The 17,862-nt window shown below is 59.5% G+C and carries 15 protein-coding genes; 6 read left to right on the top strand and 9 right to left on the bottom strand.

The window, feature by feature from the left end; genetic code table 11:
- Positions 1–6: 6 nt before the first annotated feature.
- From NLK60_RS17920 to NLK60_RS17910, 3 genes are all read left to right on the top strand, one after another.
- Entirely contained in the window at positions 7–1,149 is a 1,143-nt protein-coding gene (locus NLK60_RS17920) for a thiolase family protein (protein ID WP_254810954.1), read from the top strand.
- Positions 1,146–2,315, top strand: coding sequence for a thiolase family protein (locus NLK60_RS17915; protein WP_254810953.1), 1,170 nt, complete (start codon positions 1,146–1,148; stop codon positions 2,313–2,315). Before NLK60_RS17920 ends, NLK60_RS17915 begins: the two co-directional genes overlap by 4 nt.
- Positions 2,316–2,479: 164 nt before the next feature.
- Positions 2,480–3,262 carry an SDR family NAD(P)-dependent oxidoreductase gene (locus tag NLK60_RS17910; protein WP_254810952.1) on the top strand — a complete coding sequence of 261 codons (783 nt, stop codon included), beginning with the start codon at positions 2,480–2,482 and terminating at the stop codon, positions 3,260–3,262.
- A gap of 135 nt (positions 3,263–3,397) precedes the next feature.
- Here NLK60_RS17910 and NLK60_RS17905 read toward each other — a convergent pair whose 3' ends face one another.
- Positions 3,398–4,843 (bottom strand): zinc ribbon domain-containing protein, encoded by a 1,446-nt coding sequence (locus NLK60_RS17905; RefSeq protein WP_254810951.1) that lies wholly within the window; start codon positions 4,841–4,843, stop codon positions 3,398–3,400.
- The gene (locus NLK60_RS17900) at positions 4,840–6,015 is read right to left on the bottom strand and encodes a thiolase domain-containing protein (protein ID WP_254810950.1); all 1,176 of its coding nucleotides are present in this window, start codon (positions 6,013–6,015) and stop codon (positions 4,840–4,842) included. Before NLK60_RS17900 ends, NLK60_RS17905 begins: the two co-directional genes overlap by 4 nt.
- Positions 6,016–6,224: 209 nt before the next feature.
- On the opposite strand from NLK60_RS17900, the gene NLK60_RS17895 reads away from it, so the two are divergent.
- Both NLK60_RS17895 and NLK60_RS17890 read left to right on the top strand, forming a co-directional pair.
- Positions 6,225–7,376: an acyl-CoA dehydrogenase family protein gene (locus NLK60_RS17895; RefSeq protein ID WP_254810949.1), complete on the top strand. Its 1,152-nt coding sequence runs from the start codon at positions 6,225–6,227 to the stop codon at positions 7,374–7,376.
- A gap of 343 nt (positions 7,377–7,719) precedes the next feature.
- Complete coding sequence (locus NLK60_RS17890) at positions 7,720–8,664, top strand: TIGR03619 family F420-dependent LLM class oxidoreductase (RefSeq protein WP_254810948.1); 945 nt, start codon at positions 7,720–7,722, stop codon at positions 8,662–8,664.
- A 107-nt stretch (positions 8,665–8,771) separates the two neighbouring features.
- Here NLK60_RS17890 and NLK60_RS17885 read toward each other — a convergent pair whose 3' ends face one another.
- From NLK60_RS17885 to NLK60_RS17870, 4 genes are all read right to left on the bottom strand, one after another.
- Complete coding sequence (locus NLK60_RS17885) at positions 8,772–9,161, bottom strand: cupin domain-containing protein (RefSeq protein WP_254810947.1); 390 nt, start codon at positions 9,159–9,161, stop codon at positions 8,772–8,774.
- A gap of 90 nt (positions 9,162–9,251) precedes the next feature.
- Entirely contained in the window at positions 9,252–10,112 is an 861-nt protein-coding gene (locus NLK60_RS17880; protein ID WP_254810946.1) for an amidohydrolase family protein, read from the bottom strand.
- Between the two features lie 177 nt (positions 10,113–10,289).
- Positions 10,290–11,990 (bottom strand): methylmalonyl-CoA mutase family protein, encoded by a 1,701-nt coding sequence (locus NLK60_RS17875; RefSeq protein ID WP_254810945.1) that lies wholly within the window; start codon positions 11,988–11,990, stop codon positions 10,290–10,292.
- A gap of 113 nt (positions 11,991–12,103) precedes the next feature.
- Complete coding sequence (locus NLK60_RS17870) at positions 12,104–12,859, bottom strand: IclR family transcriptional regulator (RefSeq protein WP_254810944.1); 756 nt, start codon at positions 12,857–12,859, stop codon at positions 12,104–12,106.
- Positions 12,860–13,320: 461 nt separating this feature from the next.
- Between NLK60_RS17870 and rdfA the strand changes: the two genes are divergently transcribed.
- Complete coding sequence (rdfA, locus tag NLK60_RS17865; protein WP_254810943.1) at positions 13,321–13,932, top strand: rod-determining factor RdfA; 612 nt, start codon at positions 13,321–13,323, stop codon at positions 13,930–13,932.
- Between the two features lie 159 nt (positions 13,933–14,091).
- Here rdfA and NLK60_RS17860 read toward each other — a convergent pair whose 3' ends face one another.
- The 3 genes from NLK60_RS17860 to NLK60_RS17850 form a co-directional block, all read right to left on the bottom strand.
- A complete protein-coding gene (locus tag NLK60_RS17860; protein WP_254810942.1) occupies positions 14,092–16,065 on the bottom strand; it encodes an archaea-specific SMC-related protein in 1,974 nt (657 codons plus the stop codon).
- Positions 16,066–16,245: 180 nt separating this feature from the next.
- On the bottom strand, positions 16,246–16,668 hold the full coding sequence (locus NLK60_RS17855) for a DUF7970 domain-containing protein (protein WP_254810941.1): 423 nt from the start codon (positions 16,666–16,668) through the stop codon (positions 16,246–16,248).
- Positions 16,665–17,534 carry a ParA family protein gene (locus tag NLK60_RS17850; RefSeq protein ID WP_254810940.1) on the bottom strand — a complete coding sequence of 290 codons (870 nt, stop codon included), beginning with the start codon at positions 17,532–17,534 and terminating at the stop codon, positions 16,665–16,667. The genes NLK60_RS17855 and NLK60_RS17850 overlap by 4 nt, the downstream gene beginning before the upstream one ends.
- Between the last annotated feature and the right edge of the window lie 328 nt (positions 17,535–17,862).

Here is a 17,862-nt window from a genome sequence, read left to right as displayed (position 1 = left end):
GAACGAATGTCTAGAGTAGCAATCGCCGGGCACGGCACGTACGGCTTTGGGAGCGATACCAACGGGCGGTCCGACACCGAGATGGTGCTCGAGGCGTCGATGGCTGCACTCGAGTCAGCGAACCTGAGCCACGAGGAGGTCGACTCCATCATCTACACTGGCCAGGACGCATACGATGGATCGGCGATCAGTGACGGACAGCGCGTCTCAGCCGCGGGCGGCTACCGAAAGCCGTTCATGCGCATCCAGAACGGCGGCGGGGCCGCGATCCACCAGGCGGTGGCTAAAATCAACTCCGGAAAGGCAGACGTCGTCTCCATCGTCGCGGCCGACTCCGTCTACGCGGACCCCCGGGTCCTCAGCTGGACGTCCCACGAGGCGCTCTACCACCGGACAATCGGACAGAACAACGACCAGTCGTTCGGGCTTCTCGCGACGGTCCACCAGGAAGAACGCGGCGTCAGCGACGAAACACTCGCCCAGGTGGCGGAGAAGAACTACCGCGCGGCGGCGAACAACGACGTCGCTCACCGACAGGAGGCGTACTCGGTCGAGGACGTCCTCGAGGCCGACCGGGTCGTCGGGCCGCTCACCGAACTGATGCTCCGGCCGAACTCCTTCGGAGCCGCCGTCTGTGTCCTGGTGAGCGAGTCCTTCGCCGAGGAGCGCGGAAACGCCCGCTCCTGGATCACCGGCACGGGACTCGCCACGGGCAAGTACTGGTATCGGGACATGAGCGGACGACTCGAGCAGCCGACCCTGCAACAGGCTGCATCGACCGCGTTCGAGGAAGCTGACGTCACCATCGACGACGTCGACGCGGCCGAGATCGCCGCCTACTCGCCGACACTCGAGATGACGAGCTACGAGGCCATCGGCCTCTGTGCGGAAGGCGAGAGCAGTTCCCTGATCGAAGACGGTGTGACGGCACCGAACGGCTCGTTCCCAGTGAACCTCTCGGGTGGTCCACTCGCGACGAGTCCGCCAAACGCAGGCGGAATCTATCGCGCCATCGCCGCCTCACAGGTCATCGAGGGCGATCTGGGTGATGGGTCGGCTGAACGCGTGTTGCTCGCCGACAACGACATGCACCTGGGCGAACCGGGTCGCACTGATGCTGTCATGGTTCTCGAAGGTGGTGCTGCATGAGCCGCGACGTCGCCGTCGTCGGCGTTGGCTACTCCGAACCGGAGAGCTTCACCGACTACCGATTTTCAACCCAGAGCAAAGAAGAGCAGGCGTTCACGGCGGTGACCAACGCCCTGGATCACGCAGACATCGACGCCGACGACGTCGACGCAACCATGTTCTGCACCGTCGACGGCTTCGAAGGCACCTTCCGCGTCGAACGGACCCTCGAGGTACTCGGTCTGGGTAACGACGTGCCGGTCCTGAGCGTCAACACGGGCGGGACCGCCGGCGGGAGCGGCGTCAAAGTCGCTCACGAGTACATCGCTTCCGGTAAGTACGACGTGGCCGTCGTCTATGGCTCGCCGTCGTTCGACTCGGTCGTCGAAGCCCAGCCGGTCATGAACACCAACGCGGATCCGCTGTTCGAGCGCAACTTCGTGACGGCGATTCAGATGGGGGCGCTGCCCAGTTCGGGCTATATGGAGATTTCAGGAGCAACGGAAGAGGACTTCGCCGAAGTCGCCGCCAAGAACTACCGGGCGGGAGCTCGCAATCCGTACGCACACCGCAACGAGGAGCGAACCGTCGAGGAAATTCTGGACTCCCCGATGGTCTGCTGGCCGCTTCGCCGAGCGATGACCTGCCCTGTCTCCTCGGGGTCGGCAGCGATGGTCGTCGTGAGCGAAGACATCGCGACCGACGTGCGTGACAACCCCGTCTGGATCGACGAAATCGACAGCACGAGCAACACGTTCTGGACCGGCTACCGGACCTACGACTGGTTCCCGAAACTCAAGGAACTCTCCGACCAGGTATACGAAAACGCCGACATCGACGACCCGCTCGAGGAGTTCGACGTCGCCGAGACGTTCAATCCCTACATTCCGTTCGAGATGATGGAGTACGAGGCGCTTGGCTTCTGTGAGAAAGGCGAGGCCAAACACCTCGTCCGGGATGGCGTGACCGACCGGGGCGGCGAGTTACCGGTCAACATGTCTGGCGGCACCCTGTGTACGAACTCCGGTATCTGTGCGTCGCTCTCGCGACACTCCGAAGTCGTCTTACAGCTCATGGGCGAGGCCGGCGATCGGCAGGTCGAGGGCGCGAAGAAGGGACTTTCACACTCCTGGGGGGCGAACCTCGGACAGTTCCACCAGATGGCCATCTTCTCGACCGAACGGTAATTTTCAGCGTTCAGGTTTTGTTTTCCGCTATTCTCGAGGACTCGAGCCAGGTGACCATTCGACCCAGGTGACCACTCGAGACGGACGGCCCTTCGCTATGACATCATCAAACGACCAGAAACAATCGGATTTACAAGCACCTTCCGCGTAGAGACGCGGTAGCAATGGCAGGACAAGAGTTCGATATCGATGGAGAGACGGCAATCGTCACGGGGGCATCGAGCGGCATCGGCCGAGCAATCGCCGAGCGCTACGCCGAAAACGGCGTCGACGTCGTCGTCTGTGCCCGGTCGGTCGACGACCTCGAGGCCGTGGCCGACGGCATCAACGAGAGCGACGCACCCGGTGAAGCGCTGGCCGTCGAGTGTGATATCACGGACTGGAACGCCGTCGAGGCGATGGCCGAAGCCACCGTCGAGGCATTCGGCGGCATCGACATTCTCGTGAACAACGCCGGTGCGAGTTTCCGCGCTCCGTTCGAGGAGTTCAGCCAGAACGCCTGGCGGACCATCGTGAATATCAACCTCAACGGGACGTTCAACTGCACCCAGGTCGTCGGCGAGTACATGCGCGAGGCCGGATCGGGCACCATCATCAACGTCTCCTCGGTCGCCAGCCGCGATGGGGCACCCGAAATGGCCCACTACGCCGCCTCGAAAGCCGGGATGAACAACCTCACCCGCACACTCTCTTACGAGTGGGCGAAGTACGGCGTCCGCGTCAACTGCATCGCGCCCGGCCTCATCGCCACCGAGGGCGTCGAGAGCCAGATGGGCATCAGCGTCGACAGTATCGACCTCGAGGAAGTCGACCGACAGATCGGGATTCCCGACGAAATCGCGACCGTGGCGCAGTTCCTCGCCAGCCCGGCCGCTCGCTACATCCTCGGCGAAACGATCGTCGTCGAAGGCGTGCCCCGTATCGCCAGGACGCGACACCACGAGTAAGCGACTGCCGGGCCCAACTATATTGTCAATAGCATATAATTAGAGGACAGTAGTATTTGGTATTATTTTACTACCGAATGGTTTTGAATTGGTAGTAAACGGGAGAGTCAGATCGAGAGTGCTATGGACCGTACGCTACTCGAGCGGTCGCGCCTTGATTCCGTATCGGGTGACGCCCTCCTGGGTGTAGATGCGACGGATCGTCGCTTCGACTCGGTCACCCACGTTGACACTCTCCGGGTCGGCATCGACGATCAACAGGGGTGCACTCGCCCGTTCGTCGCTCTCACCTGGGCCGTCGAAGGCCACAATTGCGGTCGCATAGTCGCCAGCTCGAGCCTGCAGTTCTGCGAACTCGGGTGGCGCTCCGCCCTGTGAGATCACCGAGACGGTTTCGATTGTCCCCTCGCGCTCGAGTTGGACCGGTTCGTAGTCCACCAGTTCGTGACAGCGTCGACACGCACCCTGAGGGAGGAAGTTGAGTGCGCCGCACGACGGACATTCGCCGGCCTCGAGTCGGTAGCGCTGGGGTGTCGAACGCTGCCAGGATGGGACGCTCACGTACGCACCGCCGCCTGCGGGTTCGCCGCCAGTGATTTCACCGCGAAGGCGGAGTGAATCGGCGTAGCTGATCGTCTCGTCGCTCTCGAGGTCGACCTCGCCAGAGACGGCGCCTGCATCGTCCGATTCTCCCGCCTCGAGGGCGAGTATCGTGGACACGGAACCGCTGCCGTAGCCGACGCCAAGGATGGTTTCTTCGCCGGCGGCGAGCGCGGAGGCGAGCGACAGCGGGACGCTAGCCGCGCCGAGGTCGCCCAGGTCGTGGACGACCGCGTGCTCGGTCATGACATCGGTGTCGACACCGAGGATGCCCGAAGCGCGGTACGGCAACTTGCCGTTCGGTGCCTGCACGGCCACCGCATCGGCACTCGCGGGGTCGAAGGATTCGCCCAGCCCGTCGATAGCTCGACCGATGGTCTCGGTGAACGCTTCGCGCTCGTAGGGCGTGATCCCGAGCGAGTCGACCGCACTCGAGCCGGCCTCGCGGAACCGGGTACCGGGATAATCGAGCCCCGCATCGGCTCGAGCCAGGCAACGCGCACCCCCCGACGATTCGAGGACGAACGCCGCGGCCCCGGCACCCGCTGCGTGGGCCTGGGCGCTGTCCGGTTCACCACGCGATGCGTCACTCGCGACGACCAAGTGCGGCCCGGCGTCCCCCTCGAACGCATCCGCGAGCGCGGCCACACCAGCGTTCGTGCTCGCACCCGCGGTTTCGTGGCGCGTCGAGTCGCCCGTCCCCAGGAACGCTCCCAGTCGAACGGCGAGTTCCGCCTCCTCGAGCGGTGGCGTCGTCGTCGCGAACGTAACCGCCTCGAGTTCGGCTGCCTCGAGATCGGCTGCCTCGAGTGCACGCCGCGCGGCCTCGCCGGCCATCGTCAGCGTGTCCTCGTCCGCGCCGGGAACCGCCGTCGAACGGATGCCTGCGCCGTCGAAGCGCCCCCAGGCCTCGCTCACAGCCTCCGCCGGGAGCCGGGCCTGTGGCACGTACGCGCCGACGGCGGTGATCGTACGGCTCATGCGTCCACCTCCGGCCCCTCGAGAACGTGAACGACGGCCGCGCCCCCGCTGCCGCCGACGTTGTGCGTGAGCCCGACCTGCGCATCCTCGACCTGTCGGTCACCCGCGTCACCGCGCAGTTGCTTGAACGCCTCGTAGACCTGTCCCGCCCCCGTCGCCCCGATCGGGTGGCCCTTCGATTTGAGACCGCCCGAGGTGTTGACGGGCAGATCGCCCTCGAGCGTCGTCACGCCGTCTTCGATCAACGTACCGCCCTCGCCCGGTTCGCAAAAGCCGAGGTCCTCGTAGGCCAGGATTTCGGCGATAGAGAAACAGTCGTGCACCTCGGCGAAGTCGATAGCGTCCGGGCCAACCCCAGCCATCTCGTAGGCCGTCTCGGCGGCTTGCTTCGTCGCCGGGAGACTGGTGTACGAATCGCGCTGGAACAGCCCGACACCGTCGCTCGCCGCACCGACGCCCGCAATACGGACTGGGTCGTCCGTGTACTGCTCGACGACGTCCTCGCTCGCGACCAGCACGGCGGCCGCACCGTCGCTCGTCGGACAGCAGTGATACAGCGTCAGCGGGTCGGCCACGACACCAGCACCCTCAGCCTGCTCGAGCGAGCACTCGAATCCGAGGTGAGCGTCGGGGTTCAACGCACCGTTGGCGTGGCTCTTGACGGCGATCTTCGAGAGCTGTTCGCGCTCGGTGCCGTACTCTGCCATGTGGGCGCTGGCGATCTGGGCGTAGACCCCGGAAAACGTCGTCCCCGCCATCCGTTCCCACTCGGTCTCACCGGAGACGCCGAACCAGTAACGAGTGGTGTCACTGCTCAGGTCCGTCATCATTTCGACCCCGCCAGCGAGCACGACGTCTGCCATTCCCGAGCGGACGGCCTGGACGGCCTGACGAACGGCGTACCCGCTTGCTGCGCAGGCGTTCTCGAGGCGGGTCGTCGGCACGCCGTGGAGCCCCACGTGTTCGGTAACCGCGGGCCCGGAAAGCCCGAGTTGTCGGCCACCGATGCTGATCATGCCGATAAACGCCTCGTCGATATCCCCGGCGTCAATGCCGTTGTCGACGCTCGCCGTCGTCGACTCGAACGCGGTTCGAAACATCGATCGGTAGCTTTCGGTCGGGAACGCCCCGTACTGGCTCCCGCCTGCACCGATCACGTATGCATCGCGCATACCAGTGACAGTGACCCGCGGCCGCTTAAGTGTGCTCACACGCGACGAAGACTCGAGCGCATCAAAAACACGCTATCAATCTCATCGATAGCAGCGATGGCCCTCGAGATGAGCCGCCCAGGACACGACAGAGGCGGTCGGTGACAGCGGCCGTACGTGGGGGCCACGACAAGGTATAAGTTTGTCCCACCGGAATTCTACGTCACTCAATGATATCCAATCCCGGGCTCGAGGAGCGACACGAGGACCTCCGCGAGGAGGTGCAGGCGTTCTGTGACGAGACGATTCGTCCCGTAGTCGAGGAACACGAACGCGAGGGACGATTCCCGCTCGAGGTCGTCGACCAACTCGGCGACGCAGGGCTGTACGGAATCACGATTCCCGAGGAGTACGGCGGCGAAGGCATGGACTACCGGTCGTTCGAAGTCGTCGTCGAAGAGCTCTCGCGCGTATGGAAGATCCCCGCGGGCGTCGTCTCCCTGTCCTGTTCGCTCGTCGGCACCGCACTCGCGGAGTTCGGTACGGACTGGCAACGCGAGGAGTGGCTCACGCCGATTTTCACCGAGAATCAGGTCACCGCCGTCTCGTTGACCGAGCCGCAGGCCGGCAGCGACGCTGGCTCCATCGAATCGACGGCCGTTCGCGACGGTGACGACCTCGTGATCAACGGTCACAAGGTCTGGACCTCCCACGGCGAGGTCTCCGATTTCCTCATCATGACCGCCCGAACCGGTGATGAAGGCACCCACGACGACGTCAGCCTCATCGGTATCCCAGATCCACAGAGCGTCGACGGCCTCGAGTTCGTTCGCGACATTCCGTGTATGGAAGGCGACGCCGTCGTCGAAAACGAAGTCGAATACAACGACGTCCGCGTCCCCGCGGAGTACATCATCGGCGAGGAAGGCCGGGGCTTCAGATATATCATGCAATCGCTCGACGTGGGCCGAATCGGTGCGGCCGCCCAGGGCGTCGGCATCGCCCAGGGCGCGATGGATGCGAGCGTCGAGTTCGCCGACGAGCGCGAACAGTTCGGGAAACCAATACGGTACAATCAGGGCGTCTCCTTCAAACTCGCCGACATGGCGATGAACGTTCAGGCCGCCCGCCTGATGACGCTGTGGGCCGCCCAGAACCTCGATGCCGGCGAGCGCGTCAGTCAGCAAGCCGCGATGGCGAAAACGTTCGCGACCGACGTTGCCATGGACGTCACCACCGAAGCCGTCCAGGTCCACGGCTCGAGGGGCTATTCGAAAGATTACCCCGTTGAACGGTTCATGCGCGAGGCCAAGGGTACCCAGATATACGAGGGAACCAACGAGATCAACCGCGAAGTTATCAGCCGAAACCTCTACGACTAGGCGGGCAATCAGTGGAGAGGCGGGCAACCATCTGGCATTTGCATCCGTTTCAATAGTTATTTGATAGTTGTTTACTATAGATTGTGGATAAAAACTCGAGCCGGCCAAAGTAGCCTCGAGGAAAGATCCACACCTTCTGAGGCGTACTCGGGTCGAGTTTCGGTCAACACTCGGGTCAGGTGTTGAAGCGTACTCGAGTCAGATTTCGGCCCTGCACTCGAGTCCGCGAGACAACCAGCACCCGTCTGGTGGTGTGACCAGCACTCGAGCAGATTTCAGTTGTCAACAACCGATACACCTTCCGCAAGAGATATGCTTCCGGGGCCGGAAATTTTGCCTATCGATGTCCGCTACAAGAGACATAGAGTTCGGTGTGATGCTCTCCTCGACGAGCAACAACTACGGACTCAGTGACGACGAGCTGCCAGCGGTGTTTCGGGAGATGGGGATGGCAATCGAGGACCACGGCTTCGACGTCCTCGTCGCCGGCGACCACATCGCCTACCCCGAAGAGATTCCGACCGACTACGAGTTCTCGAAATCCGGCGAACCGCCCTTCGGCCACACGACCAGCGTCTACAACGTCTTCCAGGTGCTGGCCCAGGTCGGCGCGCTCACCGACGATCTCCGCCTGGGGACAAACGTCTGTGCTGTTCCGTATCGCCACCCAATCGATCTCACCAAGCAAGTGCTGTCGCTCGATTCGCTCACCGGCGGCCGCTTCGACTTCGGCGTCGCGCCCGGCTGGCTCAAAACCGAATTCGACGCGCTCGACGTCCCGTTCGAAGAGCGCGGCTCACGGACCGACGAGTTCCTGGCACTCTTCAATCGCGCTCGAGAAGAGGGCGAACTCTCCTTCGACGGTCGTCACCACTCGTTCGACACCGTCGGCTTCCATCCCGAACCCGCAGGCGACATTCCGATCTGGGTCGGCGGCTACTCCGGGGCGACCTTCCGCCGGATCGCCGAGTTCGCCGACGGCTGGACGACGCTCTGGGACACCCCCGAAGAGGTCGTCGCCGCCCGTAAACGGATCATGAACGCCTGGACTGACTACGACCGTGATGGCGAACCAGAAATCGCCGTCCTTCGGCCGGTGAACGTCCAACCTGGCGAGTCGACCGACCGCGTGCTGACCGGCGACCCGGACGACATTATCGAGGACGTTCAGGCGTACATCGACGCCGGCGCAACCCGACTCATCGTCGACTTCTTCACGACCGATATCGACGCCCAGAAAGAACAACTCGAGTACATGGGCGAGGAAATCATCCCGTCGTTCTCCTAGGGAACAGCTACCCGATTACGGTCGTTTCTTGCTGTCTCTGTCGTACCTCGAGCCCGCAGAAAATCGATCAGCGTCCACACTTCCGGTACACGTCGAGAGTGGAGTGGTTACGACTCGCCCTCGAGTTCGTCTTCGAACACGGCATCGTCACGCAGATTCGGCGCGCCGACCGCGAAGATGTAGGTTTCCTCCTCGGCGATAATCTGGCGCATTGGCCCCGCATCGACGACGATGGTGTCGCCCGACTCGTAGGGGAACTCCTCGCCGTCGACCTCGAACGTCCCGCTCCCCTCGACGATAAAAAAGACTTCCTCCTGGTCGATCTGTTTGTGCCGACGAACGGCGTCGCCCGGTTCGTAGTGGAAGTAGTTGAACCGCATCTCGTTGGGCCGGTCTTCACCGGCCGCCTTGAGTTCGTAGCCGAGCGTCTTGACCGCCGGCTCTTCGTCCGTCTGGGTGCGCCACTCGGCGTCCTCGAGGTTGATTTTCGAGTACATCGGGTGTACCATCACACCGCGAAACCGTAAAGATATCCCGTTCGCGTCGACCGACACTGATCGCACGAGTGAGCGACACCGTTCGAAACGCTACACGCCGAACAGGTCCCTGGCGTTCTCGTACAGGAGTTTGCGTTCGACGGCCGGGTCGAGTCCCAGCGCATCGATCTGCTCGAGTGTCTCCGGATACTCGAGCACGGGGTAATCCGTCCCGAAGACGACCTTGTCCTGCCCGCGAGTCCTGATGAACTGAGTGATGTTGTCCTCCCAGTATTTCGGGGCGTGGGCCGTCGCGCCCAGATAAAGATTGTCGTGTTTCCACACCAGCGCCTCGAGTTCTTTGGACCACGGCCACCCGGTGTGGCCGCCGATAATGTCGAGTTCCGGGAAATCGATCGCGATGTCGTCGAGCAACAGAGGCTTCCCCATCTTGCTCGGCATCTTCATCGCGGAGTGACCCACCTGCATCATCACCGGCACCCCGAGTTCGGCACACTTCGCGTAGAACGGGTAGTACTGTCGGTGGTTGATCGGTCGGTCCCAGCCGTAGGGTTCCAGAAGAGCCGCGACGAAGCCGTGGTCTTCGACGTACTCCTCGAGGCGGGCGACGCCAGTCATCCCCTCTCGGGGATTGATGCCTGCCATCCCTTTGAGGCGGTCAGGATGCTCCGAAACGAGGTCCGCAACCATCTCGTGTGGAACGTCGATTTCCATTCCCCCCTTCGGGTTGCCGAACTTCAGCGCCGGGATGAACACCTGATCGACGCCGTGTTCGTCCATGATCGAGACGAACTCGTCGGCCGACATTCCACGGTCCGGGTCGTACATGTCGTGTTTGCCAAAGATCTGTGCGGCGACTTCCTGCGCCTGAGACTCATAATAGAGTCGCGTCCCTTCCGTGGTGAAGATGTTACACCAGACGTCGATGATTTTCCCGTCGCTTTCGACCATACGGTGGCCACGCAGTGAACGGTTATGAAACCACCCGGTCCAGTAGCTCAAACCGCTCGAACCGTCGGCCAATCAACCGAAATTTCGTCACTCGAGACCAGAACTCGTCACTCGAGCGAATAGTGTACCGAGAACTGAAAGACGATACCCCGTATCAGGCCAGGCCGATCTGCTGTATCAGGCTAGACCGATCTGTTCGCTATAGGCGCCGTAGTTATCTTCGAACACCTGCATGATTTCGCCCATCGTCGCATAGGCTTTCACCGCCTCGACGATGGCTGGGATGGTGTTCTCGTCGGTTTCGATCGCCGACTCGACTGCCTCGAGCGCCGCCGTGACCGCCTCCTCTTCGCGCTCGGCTTTCGTTCGCTCGAGGCGCTCGAGTTGCGTTTCCTGAGCACTCTCATCGACGTGGAGAATATCAGGTGAGGTATCTTCGTCGATGGTGAACTTGTTGACGCCCACAACGATTTCTTCCTCGCGCTCGACGCGTTCCTGGTACTCATACGAGGCCTCCTGAATTCCCCGCAGGAAGTAGCCGTCGTCGATCCCGTTGAGGATGCCGTCACGGACCGAGCCGTCGCCCATCTCGAGAATTTCCTCGATGTAGGCCATTGCCTCCTGCTCGATTTCGTTGGTGAGCGATTCGACCGCAAAGGAGCCGCCGAGCGGGTCGACGATGTCGGCTGCCCCTGACTCTTCGGCGATGATCTGCTGCGTTCGCAACGCGACGCGCACTGCTTTTTCGCTCGGCAGCGCCAACGCCTCGTCGAAACTGTTCGTGTGCAGCGACTGGGTGCCTCCGAGCACACCCGCCAGCGCCTGCATCGTCACTCGAGCGACGTTGTTGATTGGCTGCTGGGCTGTCAGCGACTGGCCTGCGGTCTGGGTGTGGAACTTCAGCCGTTTGGATTCGGCTCGTTCGGCATCGTACCACTCGTCCATCACGCGAGCGTAAATGCGTCGGGCTGCACGGAACTTCGCGATCTCCTCGAAAAACGAGTTGTGACAGTTGAAGAAAAAGGAGAGTCGCGGGGCGAACTCGTCTACCTCGAGGCCGCGGTCCATTGCATCCTCGACGTAGCCGAAGCCGTCGGCGAGCGTGAACGCGAGTTCCTGAATCGCGGTCGACCCGGCTTCGCGGATGTGGTAGCCGGAAACAGAGATGGGGTGAAACTTCGGCGTCTGCTCGGTCGAGAATTCGACGACGTCGGTCACGAGTTTGAGCGCCGGTTCGGGGGGAATCACCCACTCTTTCTGGGCGATAAACTCTTTGAACATGTCGTTTTGCAGCGTCCCGTTGATCTGTTCACGGGGGACGCCTTGCTGGTCGGCCAGTGCGACGTACATCGCGTAAATAACGGCAGCAGACGGGTTGATAGTAAAACTCGTGGAGACGTCGCCAACGTCGATTCCATCGAACAGAATCTCCATATCCCGCAAGGTGTCGACGGCGACGCCCTCCTGTCCGACCTCTCCATCGCTCATCGGGTCGTCAGAATCCAGGCCCATCAGCGTCGGCATATCGAACGCCGTCGAAAGACCAGTTTGGCCCTCCCCAATCAGGTAGTGAAAGCGTTCGTTGGTCTCCTCTGCAGTGCCGAACCCCGCGAACTGACGCATCGTCCACGTCCGCCCCCGGTACATCGTTGGATAGGGGCCGCGAGTGTAGGGCTCCTCGCCGGGAAAGCCCAGATCCTCGAGGAAATCGAGCTCATCGACGTCGTTGGGCGTGTACAGCCGGTCGACCTCGAGGTTCGAGATCGTCGCAAAGCGGTCTTTGCGCTCGCCAAACCGATCGAGTACCGGCTCGAGCGTCTCCGATTCCCAGTCTTCGCCAGCCGACTGTATCGACTCGAGTTCGTCGTCATCGTACATACCCATATTCGGGCGAGGAACCTCATAATACTACGGGAACACGCAGTCAGCGACAGTCTCTCGAACGACGAGAGATGAGATGACAATGAGAGCGCGTAGCCGTCAACCTGCTACTACGAATACGTAATGTTGACCTGAATCACGTTCGCCGTCCGCAACAACATGCTCGGAATTTCCTCCTCGAGCACCTCGCCGGTGATTCGGTGGGCCGGCCCACCGACGGTGATCGCACCCTGGATACGCCCCTTGCTGATGATGGGGGCCGAAACGGTGTTGACGCCGTCGACTCGCTCTTCGAGATCGGTCGAATAACCACGTTCGCGAACCGTCTCGAGTTCCTCGAACAGCACCTCCGGATCCGTGATCGTGTTCGTCGTCACCGCCGGTAACCCGTGTTCGTCGATAATCGCTTCGACACGCTCTCGAGGGAGATGTGCCAGGATGGCCTTGCCAGGTGCCGTGGTCGACAGCGGGAACCGTTGACCTGCATAGACATCGAGCTGTAACGCGTTCTCGCCGGTTGCAATGTGCATGAGGACGCCCAGTCCGTTCTCCTCGATCATCAGACTCGAGTGCTCGCCAGTCTCCTCCGCGAGTTTTTCGATTTCGGGTCTGGCGGACTGGTAAATTTTCATCCCCTGGCGTTGCGACTCGCCCAACTCGAGAAATTTGGTGCTGATCGTGTACGCGCCATCGTCTTCGACGAGATAACCAGTTTGCAATAGTGTCTGGAGATAATCGTGTGCAGTGCTCTTTGGCATCTCTACTGCGTCCGTTATTTCGGCGAACGTCGCCCCATCGAGAGCAGCGACTGCCTCGACGAAATCGAGCGTCGTTTTGGCTGTTTTGACCGGGACGGGTTCGTTCATGCGTGACAGGGTATTTGAAATCAATCATAATAAAACTATCCGGTAATCTCGGACAGAGAAAAATCAATGATAAAATATGCCTTTTTTGGAAATCCGGCCACCCCTGCATAATTATCGTGTTCCACTCACCCACAATTATATAGTGTTGCTTGGTAACATAGAACAATATATGTCCGAGAATACCGGAACAGTAGTTTAGCCTTGAAATCAATTTTCAATGGTTCTCAGAGTAGATTTGACCCCTTTTTGATTACTGCGGGAAGAATCCCGCGAATATTGTCCGGGAATACCGGAACAAGAATCGTAGTGAAGTTTATACGCGTTTCCGTTTCGGCGTGTGTTTTAGCGGGGAGACACACAGCGACTCCAGCCATCCCACACGTTCGGCAAAATCGGACCTGATAGAAGGCCCGTGTAATCGAAACCATTTTCCACACACTACTGATATGTACACGTATCCAATGTCATCCCATGGTGGTCCCGGACCGAGGCCAAAAGTTGTTCGCATTATCGAACAGTACGCCCTCGAGGGGATCGGCGACGAACTGGAACACAAGTGGACGAGAGACGAAGACCGAATGAGCCTCAGAGCGCTCGCCGACGAGTTCAACGAACGCCTCGTCGAGCGAGCCCTACACGACGCAGCGGTCGATACACTGACTGAAGACAGTAGCCATATCTATGCCGTACTCAACGGTGACGCTGGAACCAGTGGCGAACAGACACAACTGAAACGGCGACTCGAACGTGACGGTGTCGACGTCGATGCCCTGACGAGCGATTTCGTCACCTACCAGGCGATTCGATCGTATCTCACAAACATACGCGAAGCGTCGGCTCCAACCAAAGACGACGAGACCATCAGGGATAACGCTGCAGACACCATCGCACAGCTTCGAGAACGAACAGCAGCAGTTACGGAAAGTAAACTCGCTGGTCTCGAGTCGAGCGATCGGCTCACACTTGGAGAGCACCGCGTCCGAGTCGACGTGCGCGTGTTCTGTGAAGACTGCGGGAAACAGTACGACGTCGGAACGTTGCTCGAGAACGGTTCCTGTGGATGTAACCAGTGATTTCAGAGACACCCAGCGACTCTGGATCCCGAAAGACCCCAAACAGATAACAAAGATACGCCTGTTACGTGCAACTGTCGAGAGTACGAGTCAGGAAACCAAGATCAACGCGTTTCAAATGAAGGCAACCCATCACAGGCGTACGTTTGATTGTTGTTATCAGATAGACTCGATGAAAGTGTGTTCGTCGTCGAGTGCTCGAGCGTCTTCCGGCAGCAAGGCAACGACGAGGTAATCGCAGTACTCACCGAAGTATTCCACCAGTGAGGCAATCCGATCCGAATCGAGCGACTCGAGAGAGTCCAACAGGACGAACGGTAACTCCTCGTAGACCTCGTGGACGAGGTATCCAGCCAGGGCGAAAATCAGGCCCGTCACTTCTCGTTCGCTCTCACTCAGATGTTCGATGGTATCCTCGTAGGTTCGGCCGTCAGCAGCGCTTCGAATCACGTGGAGATCGAACTCGCCACGGTTGACCGTCCGCCGGCCTTCTCGAACTGTCCGTTCGACGCGTTCCAGCCAGATTCGCTCGATATTCGAGTAATCGAGTACCTCGAGGACCGTCGCCATGTGCTCGTTGAACGACTCGACAGCTTCTCGTTCGATGCGTTCGATACGGGTTCGCTGATTTTCGAGTTCGTCCCGAATGGACTCCAGGCGATCTTCGAGCGTTTCCTCTCGGGCGAGAGATGCTTCAATTTCGTCGATATCGTCACTCACCGATTCTCGCTCGCGTTCGAGTCGCCCAAGCGTGAATTCGAGATCGTTTGCCTCTTTGTTCAGTTCGAGCATCTGTGGCCCGTCGTCGTCGCTTTCCTCGGCAACTGCCGCCTCGAGTTCCTCGACAGTCGACGACACATCGTCAATTTCCCCCTCGAGTTCATCTCGGCGGTCCTGTAACGACTCGAGACGGTCCTCACGGGTCACGATCTCCGTCGAAATCTCGTCCAATCGGGTTTCTATCGACCGTCGACGCTCACGGGTCGACTCCAGTTTTCGTCGTTGCGAGCGAAGCTCCCGAATCTGTTCCTCGAGATCTTTCTGTTGATTGAGTTTCGACGCATGTAGCGACCGCATCTGCTCGAGTGTCGACTCGATCTGGGTGCGGTCGACTTCGCTCCCACAGGTCCAACAAAGCACCGAATCGTCACTTTCTAACAACTGGTCCGTCACTTCGTCACCCGCTCCACCAGCGTCGCCTTGCAAGAGTGCCTCTCGCACTTCAGGGTGGGTCCCCTCGAGCATTTCCTCGTTAAACTGGACGATATCCTGCAACTGACGAACCGCCCTGTCGAGTGACTTGGCTCGAGACTGAAGCGTTTCGATTTCCTCGTCGATTTCGTCTTCCGCACCAGGGTCAGAAGCAGGCAACTCCGTTTTCTCGTCCGTCAATTCCTCACGATCCTCTCGAAGTGCCTCGAGACTCTCACGTTCAGTCTCGATATCGAACTCCACGTCTTCGAGTGATGAACGCAGATTGCTCAGTTCGCCCAATCGTTCATCGAGTTCGTCCTCAGCGTCCGATCGCTCGGTCGCTTCGTGGTCGATTTCCTCGATAGCTTCCTGTACAGACGACAGTTCCTCACGTTTGCCTGCAATTTTCTCTTCCAGTTGAGTTCGTTCCTGTTCGAGTTCGGGGAGTTCCCGCTTCAACGATTCTAGCTTGTCGAGTTCCGAAGATATCTCGTCCTTCTCCGATTTTAACCGCTCTATCTCCCGTTCAATGGCCCCAGTGTCGACCGGCCGAAGGACGAGTTCGCGAAGATCCCCCTGAGTCGTGACAGTTCTACGCGCCTCGTTTGATTCGAGCAGGAAAGCAAACAGGTCAGCCAGCTCTGCATCCTCCAGATACGGTTCTCCATCCATTCGAATCTCGTTTCCAGCACGCTCGAGATGTCGAATGTACGTTTTCCCCTCGAGTTCGAGTTCGGCGTGTCCTGCTTCGGCATCCGCTTTTAACGAGGCTCGCTCACTCCCAAGTGCCGCCATAAACGCTTGCAAGAGCGAGGTTCGGTTCGTCGCATTGCGACCGGAGAGGACAGTGATCCCGGGTTCGACGTCCACTTCAGTGCGATCGATGCCACCGATATTCTCGACTTCGAGCGTGGCAGATTGTAGCAGTTCTGAAGACATATGTAGAGACAAGAGCACCGAACATAAAAAGGTACTCGAACAGTCCAATAACGGGATTACAGAGTGTGACAATTCGAGACGGTGGAGGCACAGATCCACTGAAAGGATATAGCGGTATGTGGTGTGTTAAATCAGGTAACGAATACAAAATCGGGTTAACGAATACAGAATTAACTCATATTAGATGTCGACTCCCCACTCACGGAGGACCGCTTCCGCATCGTCCAGGTTCTGCATCCCAGCCAGGTAAATTGCTTCACGGGCATCCAACCGGTACACATCACCGAGTCGATCCTCGAGTTCGCGTTCGGCCTCTCGAGCCTGTTGGTCAGTACCCTCACGAACGAACAGTTGATGAACGCTGTCGCGTTCGTCCTTGACGTTGTTACGGCGCAGTGTATATGGTAAGTCTGATCGGTCAAACTGACCAGTATTACCGCCAGAAGGCGCCGAGTTTATCGGCTCTTCGGACACATGACTCGAGTCTTTCCGGGATGCGTTATCGCTAGTCCCTTCGGGCGTCGTTTCCCCAGTCTCAGTACTCTCTTCTTCGTCAGTGCCCTCGTCGTCCTGTGCGAACGGATCTGTCGCACCGGATTTCATGCTGGTACCTCCGGCGACTCGAATTGCTCGACGATAAACGCAGCCAGTTCGTCGAATTTCTCGAGCGTCGGTTGCTCGTAGTCGCGCAGATCACGATGGGCCGCATTTTCGTCTAATTCGTAGGCACTCACTTGATTGTCCCAGGCGTCACCCAGCATCGACCCGCGTTCGCCCAGCGTAATCGGAGCGACAGGGATATCTTCGTCCTCGAGCGCCTGGATATACTTTTTATTAATGTTCGTGCCCTTGACCTTGTTCGGGACGGCACCGAGTACGCCAACGTCGACGTCACCGAGGGCAGATTCGAGACCTGAAATAACTTCCCTGAGTCCGTCGACGCTTTTCTCGCCCTTCGGGGACGGTTCGAACGGAATCAAGAGGTTCGACGTCGCATACACTGCATTGTACAGGTGCTGGCCTTCAGACGCCGGTGGGTCGATGACGATTACGTCGTACTCCTCCGGGACCGACGCTTCGATCAGTACCCGACGAAGCTGTTTTTCCTTCTCGAAGACGTACTCCGGATCCGGATTTGTATCTTCCTCGAGGTCGGCAGCTTTGTTGAGGAGATCAGCGAGCGTCCCCAGCATATTATGGCTCGGGATGATATCGATGCCTTCAGCAGTGCGGACGATATCCTCGAACGGTCCGCGCGGGCGACCAATCATGTGTAAGACAAGATTGTCAACCTCCCCATCTGCTTTCATATCGTCGACGCCGAAGTGATGGGTGAGCCCACCGTCCTGTGGGTCCATGTCGATCGCCAGTACTCGCTGACCGCGGTTGACGTGTGCTCGAGCCAGATTGACGGCAAAGGTCGTTTTACCGACACCACCTGCCTCCGACCAGACCGTATATGGGATCATACAGCCAGGACCATTGCACTACCAGACCATAAATACTAGCCAACCCAGACAGTAATACTCGTCAGTAACACTGTCTGAGCATACTATCCAGCACCACTATACAAACAATACGACCAACAACACTGGCCAACTTGTCCAAAACACGCCGAACATCGACTAACACGATCTCGTCGGGAAAGAAGCCAGCACAGGCATATACACCTGAAAAATACCACAACACCCTACTCATCCCGCCCGCAAGGCCAGACACAACAAACAAACCAACTAGCATTACCCACCAGGAACACCACACAGACAAACCACCCGCACATACTTTACAGACATACCA

It is taken from the genome of Natronosalvus amylolyticus, from assembly GCF_024298845.1.
GTDB lineage: Archaea > Halobacteriota > Halobacteria > Halobacteriales > Natrialbaceae > Natronosalvus > Natronosalvus amylolyticus.
Note: the sequence above shows the minus strand (reverse complement) of the source record. Positions and strands in the feature narration are given on the sequence as shown.

Bases quoted from the DNA above. Each gene is read 5' to 3' on its own strand.
- NLK60_RS17910 (WP_254810952.1), top strand. From the start codon at position 2,480: ATGGCAGGACAAGAGTTCGATATCGATGGAGAGACGGCAATCGTCACG.
- NLK60_RS17875 (WP_254810945.1), bottom strand. From the start codon at position 11,990: ATGTACGATGACGACGAACTCGAGTCGATACAGTCGGCTGGCGAAGAC.
- NLK60_RS17855 (WP_254810941.1), bottom strand. From the start codon at position 16,668: ATGAAATCCGGTGCGACAGATCCGTTCGCACAGGACGACGAGGGCACT.
- NLK60_RS17905 (WP_254810951.1), bottom strand. From the start codon at position 4,843: ATGAGCCGTACGATCACCGCCGTCGGCGCGTACGTGCCACAGGCCCGG.
- NLK60_RS17895 (WP_254810949.1), top strand. From the start codon at position 6,225: ATGATATCCAATCCCGGGCTCGAGGAGCGACACGAGGACCTCCGCGAG.
- NLK60_RS17860 (WP_254810942.1), bottom strand. From the start codon at position 16,065: ATGTCTTCAGAACTGCTACAATCTGCCACGCTCGAAGTCGAGAATATC.
- NLK60_RS17885 (WP_254810947.1), bottom strand. From the start codon at position 9,161: ATGTACTCGAAAATCAACCTCGAGGACGCCGAGTGGCGCACCCAGACG.
- rdfA (WP_254810943.1), top strand. From the start codon at position 13,321: ATGTCATCCCATGGTGGTCCCGGACCGAGGCCAAAAGTTGTTCGCATT.
- NLK60_RS17915 (WP_254810953.1), top strand. From the start codon at position 1,146: ATGAGCCGCGACGTCGCCGTCGTCGGCGTTGGCTACTCCGAACCGGAG.
- NLK60_RS17890 (WP_254810948.1), top strand. From the start codon at position 7,720: ATGTCCGCTACAAGAGACATAGAGTTCGGTGTGATGCTCTCCTCGACG.
- NLK60_RS17850 (WP_254810940.1), bottom strand. From the start codon at position 17,534: ATGATCCCATATACGGTCTGGTCGGAGGCAGGTGGTGTCGGTAAAACG.
- NLK60_RS17870 (WP_254810944.1), bottom strand. From the start codon at position 12,859: ATGAACGAACCCGTCCCGGTCAAAACAGCCAAAACGACGCTCGATTTC.
- NLK60_RS17920 (WP_254810954.1), top strand. From the start codon at position 7: ATGTCTAGAGTAGCAATCGCCGGGCACGGCACGTACGGCTTTGGGAGC.
- NLK60_RS17900 (WP_254810950.1), bottom strand. From the start codon at position 6,015: ATGCGCGATGCATACGTGATCGGTGCAGGCGGGAGCCAGTACGGGGCG.
- NLK60_RS17880 (WP_254810946.1), bottom strand. From the start codon at position 10,112: ATGGTCGAAAGCGACGGGAAAATCATCGACGTCTGGTGTAACATCTTC.